The 18,735-nt window shown below is 39.1% G+C and carries 23 protein-coding genes and 2 riboswitches; of the genes, 18 read left to right on the top strand and 5 right to left on the bottom strand.

Translation table 11 applies throughout. From position 1 onward, the window contains the following. Positions 1-307 precede the first annotated feature (307 nt). Complete coding sequence (locus AC1DEF_RS12900) at positions 308-841, top strand: GrpB family protein (RefSeq protein ID WP_013083815.1); 534 nt, start codon at positions 308-310, stop codon at positions 839-841. Between the two features lie 35 nt (positions 842-876). Here the strand turns inward: AC1DEF_RS12900 and AC1DEF_RS12895 are convergent, their stop codons facing one another. From AC1DEF_RS12895 to AC1DEF_RS12880, 4 genes are all read right to left on the bottom strand, one after another. Beyond that, positions 877-1,557 (bottom strand): DUF4397 domain-containing protein, encoded by a 681-nt coding sequence (locus tag AC1DEF_RS12895; RefSeq protein WP_097825226.1) that lies wholly within the window; start codon positions 1,555-1,557, stop codon positions 877-879. A gap of 115 nt (positions 1,558-1,672) precedes the next feature. Then, positions 1,673-2,110 carry a hypothetical protein gene (locus AC1DEF_RS12890; protein ID WP_097825225.1) on the bottom strand — a complete coding sequence of 146 codons (438 nt, stop codon included), beginning with the start codon at positions 2,108-2,110 and terminating at the stop codon, positions 1,673-1,675. 92 nt (positions 2,111-2,202) lie between these two features. Next, a complete protein-coding gene (gene nfsA, locus AC1DEF_RS12885; protein ID WP_016764733.1) occupies positions 2,203-2,940 on the bottom strand; it encodes an oxygen-insensitive NADPH nitroreductase in 738 nt (245 codons plus the stop codon). A gap of 29 nt (positions 2,941-2,969) precedes the next feature. Then, a complete protein-coding gene (locus AC1DEF_RS12880) occupies positions 2,970-3,254 on the bottom strand; it encodes a putative quinol monooxygenase (protein ID WP_013057729.1) in 285 nt (94 codons plus the stop codon). 204 nt (positions 3,255-3,458) lie between these two features. Between AC1DEF_RS12880 and AC1DEF_RS12875 the strand changes: the two genes are divergently transcribed. Continuing rightward, positions 3,459-3,773, top strand: coding sequence for an ArsR/SmtB family transcription factor (locus AC1DEF_RS12875; RefSeq protein WP_013083811.1), 315 nt, complete (start codon positions 3,459-3,461; stop codon positions 3,771-3,773). Positions 3,774-3,792: 19 nt separating this feature from the next. On the opposite strand, the gene AC1DEF_RS12870 is transcribed toward AC1DEF_RS12875, so the two are convergent. After that, a complete protein-coding gene (locus AC1DEF_RS12870) occupies positions 3,793-4,128 on the bottom strand; it encodes a CHY zinc finger protein (protein WP_016764731.1) in 336 nt (111 codons plus the stop codon). A 177-nt stretch (positions 4,129-4,305) separates the two neighbouring features. Between AC1DEF_RS12870 and AC1DEF_RS12865 the strand changes: the two genes are divergently transcribed. The 16 genes from AC1DEF_RS12865 to AC1DEF_RS12790 all read left to right on the top strand — a co-directional run bounded on the left by AC1DEF_RS12865 (position 4,306) and on the right by AC1DEF_RS12790 (position 18,724). After that, positions 4,306-5,373 (top strand): undecaprenyldiphospho-muramoylpentapeptide beta-N-acetylglucosaminyltransferase, encoded by a 1,068-nt coding sequence (locus AC1DEF_RS12865; RefSeq protein WP_097825224.1) that lies wholly within the window; start codon positions 4,306-4,308, stop codon positions 5,371-5,373. A gap of 158 nt (positions 5,374-5,531) precedes the next feature. Next, positions 5,532-5,674, top strand: a riboswitch (cyclic di-AMP (ydaO/yuaA leader). Between the two features lie 72 nt (positions 5,675-5,746). Further along, entirely contained in the window at positions 5,747-5,884 is a 138-nt protein-coding gene (locus AC1DEF_RS12860; RefSeq protein ID WP_176521350.1) for a hypothetical protein, read from the top strand. A gap of 15 nt (positions 5,885-5,899) precedes the next feature. Next, a riboswitch (cyclic di-AMP (ydaO/yuaA leader) is annotated at positions 5,900-6,040 on the top strand. A gap of 383 nt (positions 6,041-6,423) precedes the next feature. Continuing rightward, entirely contained in the window at positions 6,424-6,504 is an 81-nt protein-coding gene (gene kdpF, locus AC1DEF_RS12855) for a K(+)-transporting ATPase subunit F (RefSeq protein ID WP_063611563.1), read from the top strand. A gap of 24 nt (positions 6,505-6,528) precedes the next feature. Beyond that, entirely contained in the window at positions 6,529-8,190 is a 1,662-nt protein-coding gene (gene kdpA, locus AC1DEF_RS12850; protein WP_176521353.1) for a potassium-transporting ATPase subunit KdpA, read from the top strand. A gap of 21 nt (positions 8,191-8,211) precedes the next feature. Next, positions 8,212-10,287 (top strand): potassium-transporting ATPase subunit KdpB, encoded by a 2,076-nt coding sequence (gene kdpB, locus AC1DEF_RS12845; RefSeq protein ID WP_097825222.1) that lies wholly within the window; start codon positions 8,212-8,214, stop codon positions 10,285-10,287. 13 nt (positions 10,288-10,300) lie between these two features. Next, entirely contained in the window at positions 10,301-10,867 is a 567-nt protein-coding gene (gene kdpC, locus AC1DEF_RS12840; protein WP_097825221.1) for a potassium-transporting ATPase subunit KdpC, read from the top strand. Positions 10,868-10,920: 53 nt separating this feature from the next. Next, positions 10,921-12,063, top strand: a complete 1,143-nt coding sequence (gene kdpDN / locus AC1DEF_RS12835) for a KdpD-like non-kinase potassium sensor (protein WP_097825220.1) — start codon at positions 10,921-10,923, stop codon at positions 12,061-12,063. A 19-nt stretch (positions 12,064-12,082) separates the two neighbouring features. Next, positions 12,083-12,517, top strand: coding sequence for a CBS domain-containing protein (locus AC1DEF_RS12830; protein WP_097825219.1), 435 nt, complete (start codon positions 12,083-12,085; stop codon positions 12,515-12,517). A 254-nt stretch (positions 12,518-12,771) separates the two neighbouring features. Further along, entirely contained in the window at positions 12,772-13,326 is a 555-nt protein-coding gene (lepB, locus tag AC1DEF_RS12825; protein WP_028412768.1) for a signal peptidase I, read from the top strand. A 90-nt stretch (positions 13,327-13,416) separates the two neighbouring features. Then, positions 13,417-14,511 carry an oxidoreductase gene (locus tag AC1DEF_RS12820; protein ID WP_097825218.1) on the top strand — a complete coding sequence of 365 codons (1,095 nt, stop codon included), beginning with the start codon at positions 13,417-13,419 and terminating at the stop codon, positions 14,509-14,511. Between the two features lie 249 nt (positions 14,512-14,760). Further along, positions 14,761-15,648 carry a sulfite exporter TauE/SafE family protein gene (locus AC1DEF_RS12815; RefSeq protein ID WP_097825217.1) on the top strand — a complete coding sequence of 296 codons (888 nt, stop codon included), beginning with the start codon at positions 14,761-14,763 and terminating at the stop codon, positions 15,646-15,648. Positions 15,649-15,784: 136 nt separating this feature from the next. Then, on the top strand, positions 15,785-16,027 hold the full coding sequence (locus AC1DEF_RS12810; RefSeq protein WP_477727407.1) for a hypothetical protein: 243 nt from the start codon (positions 15,785-15,787) through the stop codon (positions 16,025-16,027). Positions 16,028-16,109: 82 nt separating this feature from the next. Next, complete coding sequence (locus AC1DEF_RS12805; RefSeq protein WP_013083806.1) at positions 16,110-16,571, top strand: hypothetical protein; 462 nt, start codon at positions 16,110-16,112, stop codon at positions 16,569-16,571. A 115-nt stretch (positions 16,572-16,686) separates the two neighbouring features. Further along, positions 16,687-17,145, top strand: a complete 459-nt coding sequence (locus AC1DEF_RS12800; protein WP_097825216.1) for a hypothetical protein — start codon at positions 16,687-16,689, stop codon at positions 17,143-17,145. Further along, positions 17,145-17,465 carry a hypothetical protein gene (locus AC1DEF_RS12795; protein ID WP_013057715.1) on the top strand — a complete coding sequence of 107 codons (321 nt, stop codon included), beginning with the start codon at positions 17,145-17,147 and terminating at the stop codon, positions 17,463-17,465. The genes AC1DEF_RS12800 and AC1DEF_RS12795 overlap by 1 nt, the downstream gene beginning before the upstream one ends. Continuing rightward, positions 17,465-18,724, top strand: coding sequence for a glutathionylspermidine synthase family protein (locus tag AC1DEF_RS12790; RefSeq protein ID WP_043981493.1), 1,260 nt, complete (start codon positions 17,465-17,467; stop codon positions 18,722-18,724). Before AC1DEF_RS12795 ends, AC1DEF_RS12790 begins: the two co-directional genes overlap by 1 nt. Positions 18,725-18,735: the final 11 nt, after the last annotated feature.

Genomic DNA, 18,735 nt, shown 5'->3' with positions numbered 1-18,735 from the left:
CTTTGTTCATCTACATTTTGAGGATATGTCTTCTACTAGTAAGAACGTAAAATAGTATAAAACAGCTGAGTGTGAATATAATAGAGGAGAGATAGAAAATAAAAGCGTATCTATCTTTTGGAGGAGGAAACATCCACAATTATGAAACATGTAGAATAAAAATAACAAAAATATATAAATATAATACAAAGCCTGTCTGGAGGGGTATAAAGCTCGTAGCATAAACTAAAAGTAAATAGTTAGAAAATTCTTTCTTTTTACTTTGAAACATGGTACAGTATAAAAAAGTGAAAGGGTGGAAACTGATATGCGAAAGATTGTTCAGTATGAAACAAAGTGGTCGCTTTTGTATCAAATGGAAAAAGAAGCGTTGCTTAATACACTAAAAGATTTTTCAGTAGACATCGAACATATTGGAAGCACGTCCGTTCCAGGATTGGCTGGTTCACCAATCGTTGATATTTTAATCGGAGTCAAACGCGAAGAAGATATAAATGAAGTGCGCGCTATATTAAAAAATAAATCTCACGTATATGTAGCGGAAAAAGAGATGTTTGTCTTATTAAAAGAAGGCGTTCCAGCTGCACACTACCCTCCAATTATGACAGCTAAAAATGCCCGTAAACTCATTCCACATGATGCGAGAAGAAGTCATGTGTACGTAACGGTCAGTGAATCACCTTACTGGAACGAACGAATTAATTTCAGGGAGCAGTTACGCTCGAACGAACGTGCTAGAAAAAAATATGAAGGTATGAAATACGAGCTTTCAAAACGACTGTGGAACGATATTTCTACCTATGAGTACAAAAAAGAGGAATTCATTCAGCGCAGTCTATAAAAAACGTCATTTCAATTGAAATGACGTTTTTTTAATTAATTATCTTGTAAAACAATGGTCTCAAGCTTGTCAGCAGTATTTACTGCGAGAACCGTATAGTTTTTACCGCTTTGAAGATTTGTTCCAGGAAGACTTAGTATTTCTTTTCCATCTGCCGTGGAAACAGATAGATCATACGAACCCGGATTTACTACTTGATAACCTGAAATGCTTTTAAAAGACAGATCTTTAAATAAAGGAGCAGCACCTTTAGGACCTACGTTTACCGCAGGAGCATCAGGAGATAAATGAGCAACACGTAAGCTTGCTTTTCCATCCATTCCTTGCTTATTATTCGTGAAAGCTTGTAGTTCAAGGTTTTCTGCTTTATTTACAGCGGCCACTGTATACGATTTTCCGCCGTCTACAACAAGGGTAGCTTCGATGATGGAATCTTTTGTCCCTTTTGTCTTCGCTTCGTATACTTCTACTTTATGAGAACCGGCTGCCAAAGGCAAAGAGTTGGCGACATCTTTAAACTTTGCTCCTTCTACTAAAGCTTTGTCATCCACAAAAATGTCTACAGCCGGAGCATCCGGTGAAGCATGAACGATGCAAACTTCTGCATTTTGAGCTGTTCGCTCATCTGCAGCAGGAGGTGTTTCAGCGGCAAATACTAACATGCGGCTAAGTGCCAAGAAGGCAATCACTGCTGCCATTACGAATAGTCGTTTCATCAAGTATCACTCCTTTTTTAGTATACACAGCTTTATGTAAAGAGAAGGACTGTGCAGTTGTTAGCGTATACTAAATAAAATCAACTATTCGTTTGTTTGTTAACTTTTGATGTGTTTACTGAGATTTCTGACGAAAAAATCGAAGAATAGCCAAAATATTGTACAGAGCTGTTAAGAGCCATGTCAGTAAAAAGCCTAGGCCAAGCCCAATATTGGCATCTATATACGTATGCGTGAAGTCATCATATACGACGTAGGAAAGAGGAGCAATCGACAGTAAAAATAGAAGAAAAAACAAAAGCGTTTTCCATTTGTTTGAAGTGAAGGTTAAACAAAAGAAAAGGAAAGCAGCGAACAATAGAAGACCGTCTCGAATAGCCCAAGGTAAAACGCCGATATGTGGATTAGAAAGAAGAAAAGTCGGAACAATTGAAAGGAGGAAAAGGAGAGAAAGTAAAGTCACGTGAAGAGTGTGCTTTTTTGTAAAAGCCGGCACCAATAAAAACGCTGCGGTTGCGCTTAAAAGAAAATTACAAATTAAAATAAACTCCATATCAACACCTCATTTATCGAGTATTACTTTTAGTCTATTCAGCACGCTGTTAAAGTAGATAAAAAAGCTGCGATGTTCATCGCAGCTTTTGGTTATTCGAATTTAAATCCTTGTTTTTCAAGCATCGCTCGCACTTCTGGGTAATAAATGGTTTTATAAATAGCTGATACAGTTTGTGACCAGTTGCGGTCATCAGCACCGTTTGTTCTCTTTTTCATATACTCTGCCATTTCAGCATCATAGTCTTGAATCAATGACTTTAAGTCGTGATTATAGCTTTCACGATGGTGCACAGCAGCTTGTGGCAATCGAGGTTTTTTCGCAGAATGATCTGCCGGATGTCCAACCACAAGACCGCTTACTGGGAATACGTATTCCGGTAAATCTAGCAGTTCAATGACTTCTAGCGGCTTTCTGCGAATTCCTCCGATTGGAACTGTACCTAAACCGAGTGATTCTGCTGCAACTGTTGCGGCTTCTAAAGAAATTCCAGCATCAGTTGCCCCGACTAAAATTGACTCAAGCCCATCGGTTACGCCAAGAGGGGCATCGTTAAGTTCAGCTGCAATCTTAGCACGATTAAAATCTGCACAAAAGATTAAAAATAGAGGAGCTTGGTCAATCCACGCTTGGTTGCCGGCAAGCTCTGAAAGTTTTTTCTTCTTTTCTTTATCTTGGACGCTAATAATAGTCACTTGCTGTCCATTAATAGAAGAAGCGGCTGACTGAGCAGATTGAATAATCGTATCTAAATGCTCGTCACTTACTGCTTCGTCTGTATACTGACGGATAGAACGATGATCTTGAATTGTACGAATTGCTTCATTCATGATGCGTCATCCTTTCAAAGAAGTTATGATTAACCTTGTAATGTTTTTACATCTAAAGGTGCTACAAGTACGCCAGTTTGAGCAAATGCTACAAAACTTTGGAAGTGAGCTGATTTATTGTGTGCTTGAATTGCTTCTTCGCTTTTCCACTCTTCAATCATCATAAATGTGTTAGGTGTAAAAGCATCTTCAAATAGTTGATAGTTGCTGTTTCCTTCTTCTTGTAAAGAATGCTTAATTAGTTCTTGTACGTTTTCTAAAAATTCTTCTCTTTTTGCTGGGTTAACTTTCATTGAAGCTTGTAAATGAATCATGGGTGATTCCTCCTTTAATAATGATGGTGCTTTATATTATTTGTTTTGTTTTTAATCTTTCATTCAATTTATGATTAAAATGAAGATAAGTTCGAATATCGTCGAACAATGAAACTATAACATCGATTAAATAACAGTGCAAGGAATTTAGTTCGAAAGTTATCGAACATTGATACACAAAAGAAGCTGTGTTATATTTTAAGCATGAGAAAACCTTATCAACCACCGAAATCTGAAATTAAATTAACGCCTATTTTACACGCGTTGAGTGATCCTAACCGGCTGCGAATTGTACAGTGTTTAGCGACAAGAAAGGAGCAGACCTGTTCGTATTATCAAAAATTAAATGTATCAAAATCAACGCTATCACATCATATTAAAGTACTTCGCGAAGCTGGAATTATCAAACTACGTATAGAAGGTACGCAGCACTATTATTCCTTGCGTTTAGAAGAACTTGAGGAATTGTTCCCAGGTCTGCTTCCTTCCATTATAAATATAGATGAGCAGTTATTTTAAAAGCTGAACAATGTTTTGTTCAGCTTTTTTGTTCAAAATAAATGTGTCCATGCAGGCTGCATCCAGGATTAAAAGAAGAACGACAGTGAGGGCAAGTCGAGTTACAGGTTAAATATTCATGAATTGATAGCTCATGTTTACATACTCCGCAAAGAATAGCTTTTTCATTAAACATAGCTTTTGGCCACTTTTTAATATCATGATCAGCATATCCGTTATGACATTGATAGCATGGATAATATGTATTACAGCAATAAAATTTTATTGCAATAATATCTTTATCCGTATGATAGTGTGTACAGCGCGTTTCGGAATCCACCGTATCACCTTTTACTATAGGTGCAGATTTGTTCATTATCATCACTCCCTATGAAAAGTATAGCATGCTTTTATACGCCTTATCATACATATGTAAAAAGAAAAATGCTATAATAAAACCATCGTTTTACATGTCAGATTGCATGCTAAAAAGATCAGATAAAAATTGATGTCAAAACAGATCGATTAAGTGAAGTAAAGAGAGGAAGAAAAAATGAGTAAGCAAGTTATCGTTTTTACCGGAGGCGGAACAGCTGGACACGTAACACCAAACATTGCCATTATGAAAGAATTAGACAGTGAAAAATGGGATATCCATTATGTCGGTTCTCACAATGGTATTGAGAAAGAATTAATTACAAAATTAAACGTTCCATATCATGCGATTTCAAGCGGGAAGCTGCGTCGCTACGTAGATATGGAAAATGTAAAAGATGTATTTCGAGTAGCAAAAGGGGTTGGCGATGCACGTCGCGTGCTAAAAAAGTTAAAGCCTTCTCTTGTTTTTTCAAAAGGCGGTTTTGTCACAGTTCCTGTTGTAATGGCTGCTAAATCTTTAAACATTCCCGTGTTCATTCATGAAAGTGATTTAACACCGGGACTGGCAAATAAAATTGCGCAGAAATTTGCCACTAAAATTTTTACTTCTTTTGATGAAGCGGCAAACTACTTTCCAAAAGAAAAAGTGCAGGTTGTTGGTTCACCTATTCGAAAAGAGCTATTTAGCGGAAGCGCAGCGAACGGGGAAAGCTGGCTTCGCTTTTATGATAAGCGCCCAATTTTAACGATTATGGGCGGAAGTTTAGGAGCACGCCGCATTAATGAAATTGTTCGAGAATCTTTGCCTGAACTGCAAAAGAAATTTCAAATTGTACACCTGTGCGGAAAAGGTAATATTGATACAAGCCTTGAAAAAGAGTCGGGCTACCGTCAGTTAGAATATGTAAATGAACAGCTTCCAGATGTTCTAGCGGCCACTGATTATGTGATTACACGCGGCGGATCAAATGCTATCTTTGAGTTTTTAGCCCTTCATAAACCGATGATGATTATTCCTTTGTCAAAAGCACAAAGCCGGGGAGATCAAATTTTAAATGCACAGTCCTTTAAGAAAAAAGGCTACTGTATGGTTGTGGAAGAAGAACAGTTAACAAAAGAAGTGTTTTTGCGTGAAGTAAATGAGCTTCAGCAGCAGGCAAGTACGATGAAGCGTACAATGCGTGAAGCAACAAAAACGGATGCCATTTCAATTCTTGTAAATGAAATTGAGAAAATGAGCTAAAAAAAGCGTTCTTATCGAGGAGATAAGAACGCTTTTTTTCTTTGAATCTATTATTTTAAAATAATGAATACACATAGAAAAATAAAGCTTTTAAAATTTCAAAAAATGTTGTTGACAGTAAATTTTAACAGGAGTAAGATTACTCTCATGAAACGTTCCACAGTGAAACGCTGAGTCTTTTCTGAAAGAGAAGGAAAGAGCGGAGGACCCACTTATCAGGGGTGAATCTCTTAATTGAGTAGGGTTACTTTCTTGACCCGAACCCGTCAGCTAACTTCGTAAGCGTTAAGAGAGAGGATGGTGTAATCGTGGTCGTTTTCTATAACAGCGGATAGTACGCTCCTTTCCAAATACAGGTGAAAGGAGCGTCAAAATGCATTTATCTAAGCAAATGATTCAAATGATTGAATATCGGGCAATGTGCGATCAGCAATCTTTTGATCTAGCAAACCGCTATTTATCTACGTTAGCTAATCAAAGTTTTAAACGCAGCAGTAAAAACCATAATTAAGTCTAAAAATTAAATAACAAATATACGCTTAATCAATTATGAGCGGGGGACCCAATATTTTGTACGTATGTACTAGGGGTGAATCTCTTAACTGAGTAGGGTTACTTCCATAACCCGAATCCGACAGCTAACTCCGTAAGCGTTTTGGGAGTAAAAAATTCGTGTCAATCACGGCTTATTTGTCGTGCATTAAACCGCGGAAGGGAACTCTCTTCTGCGGTTTTTTTTATGGAGAAAATAGGAGAGCAGGCTATGTCTGCACCGTAAAGAGGATATAGTAGGGCTTTTAAAACGAGATTAACAATACGTGAGGAATAAACAATCAAAGATAACCTTTCGCAGCTAGCTCACTTGGGCGTGATACTTTACGCACAGTAACAGTCAATAAGCTTAGAAACTATCTTTTTTGTTAGGAAACAGTTAGGAGGGAGCAACTTGGATATGATCATGCTTGGAATGCTTGCCATATTAACAGCTGCTATGTACGGAATTATTTGCTGGTCGTCTCATGTAGTAGACGAAAGAGAGGAGAAGTGAACATGTCGTTCATTTTGTTAGGTATTTCAGTTCTCGTTTTAATTTATTTAGTATATGTACTGTTAAACCCAGAACAATTTTAATAAGCGGAGGAATAAAACGTGGGGATTTTTCTACTATCAGTTGCGCTGCTGCTTGTTTTTGTAGCGCTTATTGCAAAGCCCGTAGGTATTTATATAGCGAATGTGTTTTCAAACGATAAAAACACTAGCTTAATAGGGAAGATAGAATCGGTGATGTTTAAAGCGGCAGGAATTAAAGGGCATAATCAGACGTGGAAGCAATATGCACTTGCTCTCGTTTTGGCGAATACGTTTATGATTTTTGTGGTGTATCTTATCTTCCGGTTTCAAGGGGTACTGCCGCTTAATCCAAACCATATTAAAGGAATGGATCCGGCTCTTGCTTTTAACACGGCTATTAGTTTTATGACAAATACGAACTTGCAGCATTACAGCGGTGAATCAGGCTTGTCCTATTTCTCGCAGATGGCAGCCGTTGTATTTATGATGTTTGCTGCACCAGCAACAGCACTTGCAGCAGCAATCGCTTTTATTCGAGGGTTGGCAGGGAAGGAAATGGGAAACTTTTTTGTTGATTTTGTAAAATCAATTACGCGTGTTTTACTTCCTATCGCTTTTATAACAGGCATTTTATTTGCTTTTTTAGGTGTCCCTCAAACGCTAAGCGGGACTGTGACTGCCCATACAATAGAAGGGGCATCACAGCAAATAGCAAGGGGACCAGTTGCTTCTTTTCTTTCAATCAAAGAGCTAGGCAACAACGGAGGAGGATTTTTTGGTGTCAATTCAGCTCATCCATTTGAAAATCCCAATGCGTGGAGCAATGTATTACAAATTGTCCTTATGCTTTTATTGCCAACCGCACTTCCTTTTACGTACGGAAAAATGATCGGACAGCGTAAGCAAGGTCGCATCTTGTTTGTAGCGATGAGTATGCTCTTTATTGTTATTTTAAGTACAGCGTTTGTAACAGAGTGGGGCGGCAACCCAAGACTTGATGCTTTTCATTTAAATGAGGCGAGCGGTTATATGGAAGGCAAAGAAGTTCGTTTTGGAGTCGGCATGTCAACTCTGTACGCCATCGTGACGACAGCGAGTGAAACAGGCGCGGTTAACGCGATGCACGATACCCTTACGCCTCTTACCGGGTTATTGACGCTTGGAAATATGATGTTAAATACCGTATTCGGCGGTGTCGGAGCAGGATTTATGAATGTCATGATGTACGTCATCATCGCCGTATTTTTATCAGGTTTAATGGTTGGAAGAACACCAGAATACGTAGGTAAAAAAATTGAAGGAAAAGAAATGAAGCTCATCGCCGTGACGCTTATTCTACAGCCGCTGTTAATTTTAGGGGGAACAGCCGTGGCGCTCACTACTCATTTAGGAATAGAAGGTATATCAAACCCAGGCTTTCACGGGTTAAGCCAGGCACTGTATGAATTTACGTCGTCAGCAGCAAACAATGGATCTGGTTTTGAAGGACTGGGTGACGCAACGCCGTTTTGGAACATTTCTACGGGAATTGTTATGTATATTGGACGCTACTTCGGACTAATTACGATGCTGGCAGTATCAAGCTCACTAGCAGCTAAGCAGCTTGTTCCTGAAACACCTGGGACATTTAAAACGGATACGTCTTTATTTAGCGGCATTTTAATTGGAACTACCGTTATTGTAGGGGCACTTACGTTTTTCCCAGTGCTTGTACTTGGGCCGGTTGCTGAGTATTTAACACTGTAATAAAGAAAGCGGAGGATCATAATGAATAAACGGAATTTTGTGAATGATCTTGAATTAGAGCGTAACAGTCACATTCAAGGTTCTGTAGATAAACAGGCTTCATCGATTTTTATTCAATCAGTAAAACAGGCTTTTATCAAGCTAAGCCCAAGAACGATGATAAAAAATCCTATCATGTTCGTAGTAGAAATCGGGTTTATTATTACGCTTTTTTTAGCCGTTGTTCCGGATCTTTTCGGAGAAAGTACAGTAAGCACAGGGTTTAATGTTTCCGTATCTCTCGTGTTATTTTTTACAATTGTTTTTGCTAATTTTGCAGAAGCATTAGCAGAAGGACGAGGAAAAGCACAGGCCAATTCATTAAAGCAATCGAAAGGGGATATTACAGCTAATAAACTTCAAAACGGGGAAATAACACAAGTTTCCGCATCGCAGCTAAAAAAAGGCGATATCGTCGTCGTTTCACAAGGCGAAATGATTCCTGGAGATGGAGAAATCATTAAAGGGCTGGCATCTGTTGATGAATCGGCCATTACGGGTGAATCGGCACCTGTTATGAAAGAAGCAGGCGGGGATTTTAACTCTGTAACTGGAGGTACAAGAGTTGTCAGCGATGAAATTACAATTAAAATTACGTGTGAGCAAGGTGAATCGTTTTTAGATAAAATGATTTCGCTTGTTGAAGGAGCAGAGCGTCAAAAAACGCCAAATGAAATTGCGCTAAATACGGTTTTAACAAGTCTGACGGTTATTTTCTTACTAGTTGTTGTGACGCTTCCTGTATTTACAAACTACTTACATTTTCAACTCGACACGGCTATTTTAATTTCACTGCTCGTCTGCCTTATTCCTACGACAATTGGAGGATTATTATCGGCCATTGGAATTGCTGGGATGGACCGAGTCACGCAGTTTAACGTGATTGCTATGTCAGGAAAAGCAGTAGAAGCAGCTGGTGACATCAACACAATTATTTTAGATAAAACCGGCACAATTACGTTTGGAAACCGAATGGCTCATGAATTAATGACTGTAGAAGGCATAGACGAACGTGAACTTTACAAATGGGCGTTTGTTTCTTCTCTTTATGACGAAACACCGGAAGGGCGCTCAGTGGTTGATTTTATTCAAACTCGCATAGGAGTAGAAGACCTTAGAAAAACGCAGGGAACGTTTGTAGAATTCAAAGCTGAAACGCGAATGAGCGGCATTGACTTACAGAACCTATCTGTACGAAAAGGGGCAGTGGACGCCGTCACGGCATGGGTAGAGTCGAATGGCGGAAAGATTCCCTCTGATTTGCAGCAAAAAGCAAACGAAATTGCAGGAGCTGGTGGCACGCCGCTTGCCGTCGCCGCTGATGACAAAATTTATGGCTTGATTTATTTAAAAGACACGGTAAAACCAGGAATGAAAGAACGCTTTGATGAACTTCGTAAAATGGGCATTAAAACAGTCATGTGTACAGGAGATAATCCGCTAACCGCAGCAACCATTGCAAAAGAAGCGGGAGTAGATGAATTTATTGCGGAATGCAAGCCAGAAGACAAAATTCAAGTCATTAAATACGAACAGCAGCAAGGAAAGCTAGTTGCTATGACAGGTGACGGGACAAACGATGCCCCTGCACTTGCTCAAGCTGATGTTGGCTTAGCAATGAACAGCGGAACCTCAGCTGCTAAAGAAGCAGCAAATATGGTGGACTTAGATTCGGATCCTACTAAAATCATTGAAGTCGTTTCGATTGGAAAACAGCTATTAATGACAAGGGGTGCCTTAACTACATTCAGTATCGCAAACGATATTGCTAAGTATTTCGCTATTATTCCAGCGATGTTTACCTTGGCGATTCCGCAAATGGAGGCTCTTAACGTAATGAAGCTGAATTCACCTCTATCTGCCGTATTGTCAGCGCTCATTTTTAATGCGGTCATTATCCCGCTGTTAATTCCTTTAGCTATGAAGGGAATTGCGTATAAGCCGATGAGTTCTAACGCCCTATTGCGAAAAAATTTGCTCATTTACGGGTTAGGTGGGGTATTGATTCCATTCATTGGGATTAAAGCGATTGACTTACTACTTTCATTTGTAATGTAGAGGAGAAGAAACGATGATACAAGCAGAACGAACGGGAAGCATTATTATTCGCTTAACAATTATGATGATCATTCTTTGTGGTCTTATTTATCCTGTTGTGATGACAGGTATTGCTCAGACGGCTATTCCAAGTAAAGCAAACGGCAGCTTAATCTATTCAAACAAGCATCAAGTTATCGGTTCTAAGCTGATTGGGCAGCAGTTTACGAGCAATGAATTTTTTCATGGCAGGGTCTCTAGTATTGATTATAACGGGGCAGGGTCTGGCTCGTTGAATTTAGCACCTTCAAATAAAGATCTTACGAACCGTATCGCGAAATCAGTAGCGGCGTGGAAAAAAGAAAGCGAGGTACCAAAAGAAGGAATTCCAGTTGATGCCGTCACAAATTCAGCTTCTGGACTCGATCCGGATATTACCCCACAAGCTGCATATGCACAAGTAGAACGCGTGGCAAAAGCAGCCGGTATTAAAACCAACACGTTAAAAGAGCTGATCAAAGAACATACTAAGCAAGGAGTTTTTGGTGAAAAACGAGTAAATGTAGTAGAGCTGAATTTAGCTGTTCAACGAGAGCGCTAATTACATGCACGCGCTTCATGTATTGAAGCGCGTGTGATAAAGGGGCACAAACAATGAAAGAAAAAGAAGCTCATCCATACTTTCGAAGAAAAACTCCGGAAGAACTATTGCGTGAACTTCATGATCAGAAGCGCGGAAAGCTTAAACTCTACATCGGCGCCGCGCCGGGAGTAGGAAAGACGTATAAAATGCTTCAAGATGCGCACGATTTAGTCAAAGAAGGCGTAGATGTCGTAGTTGGATATGTAGAAGCACACGGCAGGGATGAGACTAACGAGATGATCGGAAATCTAGAAGTAATCCAAAGAGAAACCGTTTTTTATAAAGGAAAAGAATTGCAAGAGCTTGATTTGCTGGCGATTGTAAGAAGGCGCCCAAAAGTTGTAATTATCGATGAACTTGCTCACACAAATGTTCCAACAAGCCGTAATCAAAAGCGATTTGAAGATGTTTCTTACCTGCTCAACCAAGGTATTTCAGTCATGTCAGCAATGAATATTCAGCATATGGAAAGCGTACATGATCTCGTATATGCTGTTACCCAGGTAAAAGTTCGTGAAACAGTGCCAGATTTATTTATTCAGCAAGCAGATGAAATTCAGCTTGTCGATGTTACGCCAGAACAGCTGCAAAAGCGGCTTCGTGAAGGAAAAATATACGAATTCCATAAAATTGAACAAAGCCTGCAGTCGTTTTTTAAGCTTGCGAATCTCCATGCCCTTCGTGAATTAACGCTCAGAGAAATAGCGGATGAAGTGGACGGTAAGCTGATTCATGCGCATGAAATTGGCGTAACAGGTATTTGCGAACGTATTTTAGTATGCATTCAATACAGTGAAACAGCTGAAAAATTAATTCGGCGAGGCTGGAGAATGGCGAACCGATTGAAAGCAGATTTACTGTTGCTTCATGTTTTTACAGGCGAGCAAACTGAAAGGCAAAAAGCACAAATCAAACAGTGGCAGGCATTCGCTGATCGTTTTCACGCATCGCTAATTGTTGAAGAAGCTAAAAAGCTAAAACCAGCTGCAGTGATTGTGAACGTAGCCAAGCAGTATCGCGTTACTCAAATCTTACTAGGGCAATCAGCAAGGACAAGGTGGGAAGAGATTCGAAAAGGGTCTATTGTGAATACGATTATGAGACAGACTCATAACATCGACATTCATATTGTTTCAGATTCAGCAAAGCAATAACAATAAAAGGAGAATATTAGTGAATATTGCGTTCTTTTTACTCCCTAAAAAAGAAGTCGTTACACTATCGACGCAGTCAACGATCCGTCAAGCATTGGAGAAAATGGAGTATCATCGCTACTCTTCTGTACCGCTCATTAACCAAAAAGGAGAATATGTAGGGACTTTGGCAGAAGGAGACTTGCTATGGAAGCTAAAAAGCCTAGAACATATAGAACTCCATGAGTTAGAACACCTACGAATTGAGGAAGTTCCAAGGCATCGCAATTACGAAGCTATCACCATTAATGATGAAATGGAAAGTATTTTGTCACGCGCGTCTGAACAAAATTTTGTGCCGGTTGTAGATGATCAAAATATTTTTATTGGGCTCGTGCGGCGAAGAGAGATTATAGAGTATTGCATCTCTCAACTTTTTATACATGGAGAAACGCCTCTAAATGTGAAGATTTAGTTAAGTTTGCGTAAAAAACATAATTTTTACATAAAAGGTAGTCTCTTTTTATATAATTAATGTTATAATAAGAGATGTAAAGACGAAACTTGCGTAATGTAAGCCTCTAACATTTGTTAGAGGTTCTTTTTTTACATAACATAAAACATTTGATTTCAGTTCTTTCTATGGTTAAGTTAGAATAAGTGTTAAAGTAAGAGGTTTCTTGCTTTTTTACATAAGAAAAGTGAGCTGTACAAAGGAGACAAAGTATATTGACTACGGAAAAAACAAAAAGCGATCAATTACGCAGCATATTCAAAACAATTATCTTCGCTATCGCTCTAGTATTTATGATTCGCGCATTTTTATTTTCTCCGTATATTGTAGAAGGCGCTTCAATGAACCCAACGCTGCATAACGGAGAGCGTTTGTTTGTGAATAAACTGTCGTATTCGCTCCATGATATTCGCCGCGGAGATATTGTGATTATTAAAGATGAGGCTAAGAATAAGCATTATGTAAAAAGAGTAATCGGTCTGCCAGGTGAAAAAATCGAAATGAAAAAAGATCAGCTTTATATTGATGATAAAAAAGTAAGTGAACCTTATTTAAAAACGAATCGTCAAATTGCCAATAACATGGATATGGAGCTAACAGGAGATTTTGAACCCGTTCAAATACCTAAAAACGAAGTATTTGTAATGGGTGATAACCGTCTGTACAGTATGGATAGCCGCAACGGTCTAGGTCTCATTGATGAAAAACGCATTGTCGGAAAAAGCGAATTTGTATTTTACCCCGTCAAAAAAATAAGAAAAACGACGTAAAAAGAAATGCCGGCAAAGGTATTTCTTTTTTTGTGCCTATGTCTACTCGGCTTCTAGATGGGTAAGCTAAGGAAAAAAGGTGTGAATTAATTGAAGACTGCCTATGAAAAATTATTTAAACATTTTAAATTTGTTGATGCTCTTGAGATGAAAAACCGATTAGCAATGGGACCTATCCTCACATACGCTTCACGGGAAAACGGAGAAATATCCGATATTGATATGTCTTTTTACGAAAAACGAGTAGGGGGCGTCAGTACGGTAATTATCGGCCCAGCGTTTATCACAGAAAATGGCCAAGTAGCACATGGTCAAATCGGAATTCATCGTGATCAGGTCATACGAAAGCTTCATCAACTAACCCAAATGATTCATAGAAGAGGAGCTAAAGCGATTCTTCAACTATCGCACGGGGGCAGAAAGTGCGTAGAAATGGAAAATAAGTGGCAAGCCATTAGCCCAAGTGAAAAGCCTCATAAACGTAAAGGGAAAAAGCCTGTTCAAATGACCGCGCGCGATATAATTTATATTGTTCAAGCGTTTGGCGAGGCTACCACCAGAGCTATGGAAGCAGGGTTTGATGGAGTAGAAATTGACGGGGGCAATGAATGTTTACTGCAGCAGTTTATATCAAGGCAAGCCAATGAACGAAGTGATTCTTATGGTGGAAGCGCAGAAAACCGCTTCACTTTTGCACTTGAAGTTATTCGTGAAGTGACGCGTCGAGCAGCACATGCGGGCAAACCATTTATTGTGGGATATACATTAGCGCCCAAAGAAAAAGGCTATTTAGGAAATAAAGTGGAAGATACGTTTGAGTGGATTGATCGTCTTGTTTATACAGAAATTGATTATTTACATATCAGTGCTTTACATGAACCTACCTCAAAAAGGGAAGAAAATCGGTCACTGCTTTCTTCGATTATTAAGCACGTCAATCACCGGGTCCCTCTTGTGGGTACAGGAGGACTTACGGCAACAGAAGTAGCAGAAGCTTTTGAGCAAGGGCTGGCTTTAATTACGATTGAACAAGCATTAGTCGTACAGCCAGATTGGGTAGAAAAAGTGATAAATAGCGATGAGCCTGCTTCTATGGATGGGACGTCATTAGATAAAGATGTGAGTTTGCCACCTGAAGTGCTAGCTCACTGGCAAGACATGCATAAAAACGACCGCCCTTATTAAGTGAGCGGTCGTTTTTATGTTGTTGACTTAACAAGAAGAATTTTATTTTACTGATACTATAACCAAGCAGTATACATAGACTAAAAGAAAAACTAAAAACACAGTTGACTTCTAGGAATAGTTAGGATTACAATATAAACAACTTATTCATAAAACGGACAGCTGATCGGACATACCGAAGGCTTCTAGCAAACAACTGTTGGAGGCCTTTTTGTGCTTTCTAACAGAAGATGAAAGTGGAGGGACAACATGAAAAAGTTAATTACGTTTGCACTTATTGGCTTTTTAGCTCAGTTAATTGATGGATCACTCGGAATGGCATACGGGGTGACATCAACTACGCTCCTTTTAACGTTTGGAATTGCACCAGCTGTGGCTTCCGCATCTGTTCACTTAGCAGAAGTTGTAACAACGGCAGCTTCGGGTGTTTCGCATATTAAATTTGGAAACGTAGATAAATCAATGGTGTTAAAACTAATTATCCCAGGTTCCATCGGAGCTTTTGTAGGAGCCTGCTTTCTAAGTAACTTACCTGGAGATGCAGTAAGGCCTTACGTTTCAACATTCTTATTGCTCCTAGGAGTTTACGTGTTATTTCGTTTTTTATTTACGTTTAAAACAAACGAAGAAAAGAGCCCCAAACCTTTATCAACGAAGCAGTCCATTCCGTTAGGATTAATTGCTGGATTTGCTGATGCTACAGGCGGCGGCGGCTGGGGGCCGATTGCAACGCCTGTATTGCTAGCTAAAAAAGGCGCAACAGCACGGAAAGTCGTTGGAACCGTGGATACAAGTGAATTTGCTATTGCTGTCTCGGCTACACTTGGCTTTTTAATTTCTCTTGGCTGGGAGCAGGTAAACTGGTTCTGGGTAGGCGCCCTTATGATTGGCGGAATTATCGCGGCTCCGATTGCTGCATGGTTTGTTCGTATTATCCCGGCTCACTTGCTTGGTTCACTTGTTGGTGGGTTTATCATTTTAACAAATGCTCGAACACTCTTAAACACATGGGTATCCAGCAGCTCAACTCAGATAGCTGTATATGTATTCATACTTATTGTGTGGGCAGCAGCCATCATTTACTCACTGTTACAAGGGAAAAAATATAATCAAAATCGAAACGTAGAAGTTTCGTAATAAAGAGGATGGAATAAAAGTAGCTTAGTTAAAGGGAGATCTGAACGTGTTTGATTCTTGATGGAGAATCAAATGCGTTCAGATTTTTTTATGGTTAGGGTGAAGGTAGTTTCATGTATGTAGTGGCCTCTAGCTGTTGGCTGGAGGGCAAGGCGAGGACTCCTGCGTGAAAAGCGGAACAGATGAGATCTGGCAGCGACCGCCCTCGAAAAGCGAAGTCTTGTACGGAAATCAACAGCGGTGTCACAAGGGATCCCTATTAGCGCATTATCCCATTTGTTCGTCTTTAGAGTGGGGTGATTTCCTAATGTCTCAATCTCTTTTATTATCTGAATTCCGTAAAATAGAGAAGCGTAGATATTTTTTTTGCGTCTTATGATACAATAGACGAGTTCATTCATGAGTGGGAATACTTTCTAACACATATAAAATTCATTGAATCGTCGAGGTGTGAAGAGTAAGTGGTCTATTTTATTTTAGTATTAGTAGCAGCTATCGAAGTAATTGTCTTATTGATTAATCGACCTGTATTTGCAAACATTCCGTATGTTCAAGTATATATTGTTCCTTTGTTAATAGTAATTGTCATCACGATGTTACTTTCGCGAAATCCAAAGAGATTTATGCGGTGGTTCAAACAAGGGCTTATTACGATTTCAGTCGTTGTGCTTGTATTCGTACCGGTTCTCTATGCCAAAAATCTCCCGCTGTATGGTTATAATGAAGCAAAAAAAATGCTTGCGCAAAGAGAACAGCTCTTACTAAGTCAGTTCCAAAAAGGAAAATACGTATATCCAGCAAAAGACAGCCCTAAAAAATACCGTTATCTATTTAAAGTCAATCGTGGAAACGGCATGCTTGAATATGTATTCGACCCATACACAGGCGGTTATGAAGTTGTGACAGATGTGATAAAAAAATAAAGGTTTAGCTTATTTAAAGCTAAGCCTTTTAATATGAGAAAAATTGAAACTTTTTGAAAATCTGTGCGTATTTATTAAAGAACGTTCACAAAAAAGTCACAAAAGGAGTTGCACAATGGGGAAGTTAGAATACCGACTGCTAAAGCCTGATGATACGTTTGTATCTATTTATCACTATCAATCTATTGAACTTGAACAAATTTTAGCAAGAAGAGAATGCGAATTTTTTGTTAAAGAAGGAGTAACGTATAAACAAACTTCATCTGCAGTCGAAGATGATATACATATTATTTATGTAAAAGAACATGAACATGGGCCGAAAGAGCAAGCAGAAGACGATAACAGAGAGATTACGTTAGAAGTACGCGAACTGAATTCTCTTCGAGGACATCCGATTTTATTCGTCTCTTCATTTTATACGCATTTGAACGTATTAAGCTATATCGGAACAGTTTATACATACTACAATGGATGGGAATGGGAAAGAGACTCTGCGGAAATTGATGAAGATCGCAGCGTGTACAGTTTATATGTAACAAAAACAGGCGTAACGTATGAGGGGGGGAAGGCGTAATGTCAAAAACAAAAAAAATGATGGCCGGGGTTTTGACCACAGCTTTAATGACATCGCTCGTTGCCTGTGGTTCAACTGATCAGGCAAGACCAGCTAAACCGAAAGATAAATCGTGTGACAAGTGGAAGTGGGATGAAGATACCCAAACGTACTACTGTTCAGATTCTTCTTCTTCGCACAGCGGCTCATATTATCACGGAGGCCGTTACTACGGCTCTAAAAAACAGTTGACCTCATCATCGGCCTATAAATCATTTAAATCAAGCAGCTCGTATAAATCTGGAATTGGGAGCGGCTCTAAAGGCGGTTTTGGCGGGTAATGCATAAAGAAAAGCGAGAAATGTTTTATAAAGAAATTGAAGATTTTTGGCACGATTTATACGGAACAGAGTATGCTCTTTATGACGTACATACAGAGTCTTCTCATATCATTGATTCTATTAAAGAAGCTGCAAATCAAATCGGTGAATTATTTTTTAAAACTGCACCTTTACTTCGTTCGTTAGATGATCAGACGCTTTTTTCTTTAGGATTTCCAAAAGACACCCTCCCGTACCTACGACTGAAAACGATGGAAACAGAAAGTGTGATTTCGCGCCTTGATTTTGCTGTTACGACTGATCAAATCAAGCTTTTAGAACTAAATGCGGATACGCCTACGTTCATTAAAGAATTATTTCATGTAAATGAGTTAGTCTGTCGGCATTTTCAAGTACAAAACCCTAATAAGCTTGAAGAAAAAAAGCTTGCTTTAGCATTAAAACACGCCATTTTTGAAGCTTATAACGAGCTCGATAGAACGAACTATCCAAACGTCGTTTTTTCTTCACACGATACGCATGAAGAAGATAAGTTAACGACTCTTTATTTAATGAAGCTAGCCGATGTAGATGCTACATACGTTCCATTATCGCAGCTTCGAATTGTCCCTTCCTCTACAGTGGAAGAAGGTGAACATATAGAAGCGGGCGTGTATGATCAATATGGACAAAAAATAGATGTACTCTATCGCCAAACTTATCCGCTTGAACATTTAATTGAAGATGAAGATCCGAGTACGCATGAAAAAGTCGGACACATGCTTTTAACATTAGCACAGCAAAAACAAGTAGCCATAATCAATCCGCCTTCTGCATTTTTGCTGCAGTCCAAAGCCGTGCAAGCACTCATTTGGGCTTTGCATGAACAACATCATCCTTTCTTCACTAAAGAAGAGCATCACATCATTGAAACATACTTTTTACCAACGTATTTAGAAGAAGATACATTTATTGGAAGAAAACAAGCATTTGTGAAGAAACCATCCTTTGGTCGTGAGGGAGATACCGTTGAAATTTATAATGAAGACGGAATCAAAATAGACGAAGATCAGCATAAGACATATCAAGAATACACGGCTGTGTATCAACAGTTTATTCCTTTGCCAACTGCAACGATGAAGACTCAAACGCAAACAATAGAGGCTCATATCATGTACGGGTGCTTTTTATTAAATGGAAAAGCAAGCGCAGTAGGAATACGAGCTGGAAATCAAATTACGGATAACGAATCGTATTATTTGCCGATTGGATTAAAATGAAAAGGGGAATA

This window comes from Priestia sp. 10L35 (assembly GCF_056395685.1).
The sequence above is the reverse complement of the archived record's forward strand: the minus strand, read 5'-3'. Positions and strand labels throughout refer to the sequence as shown.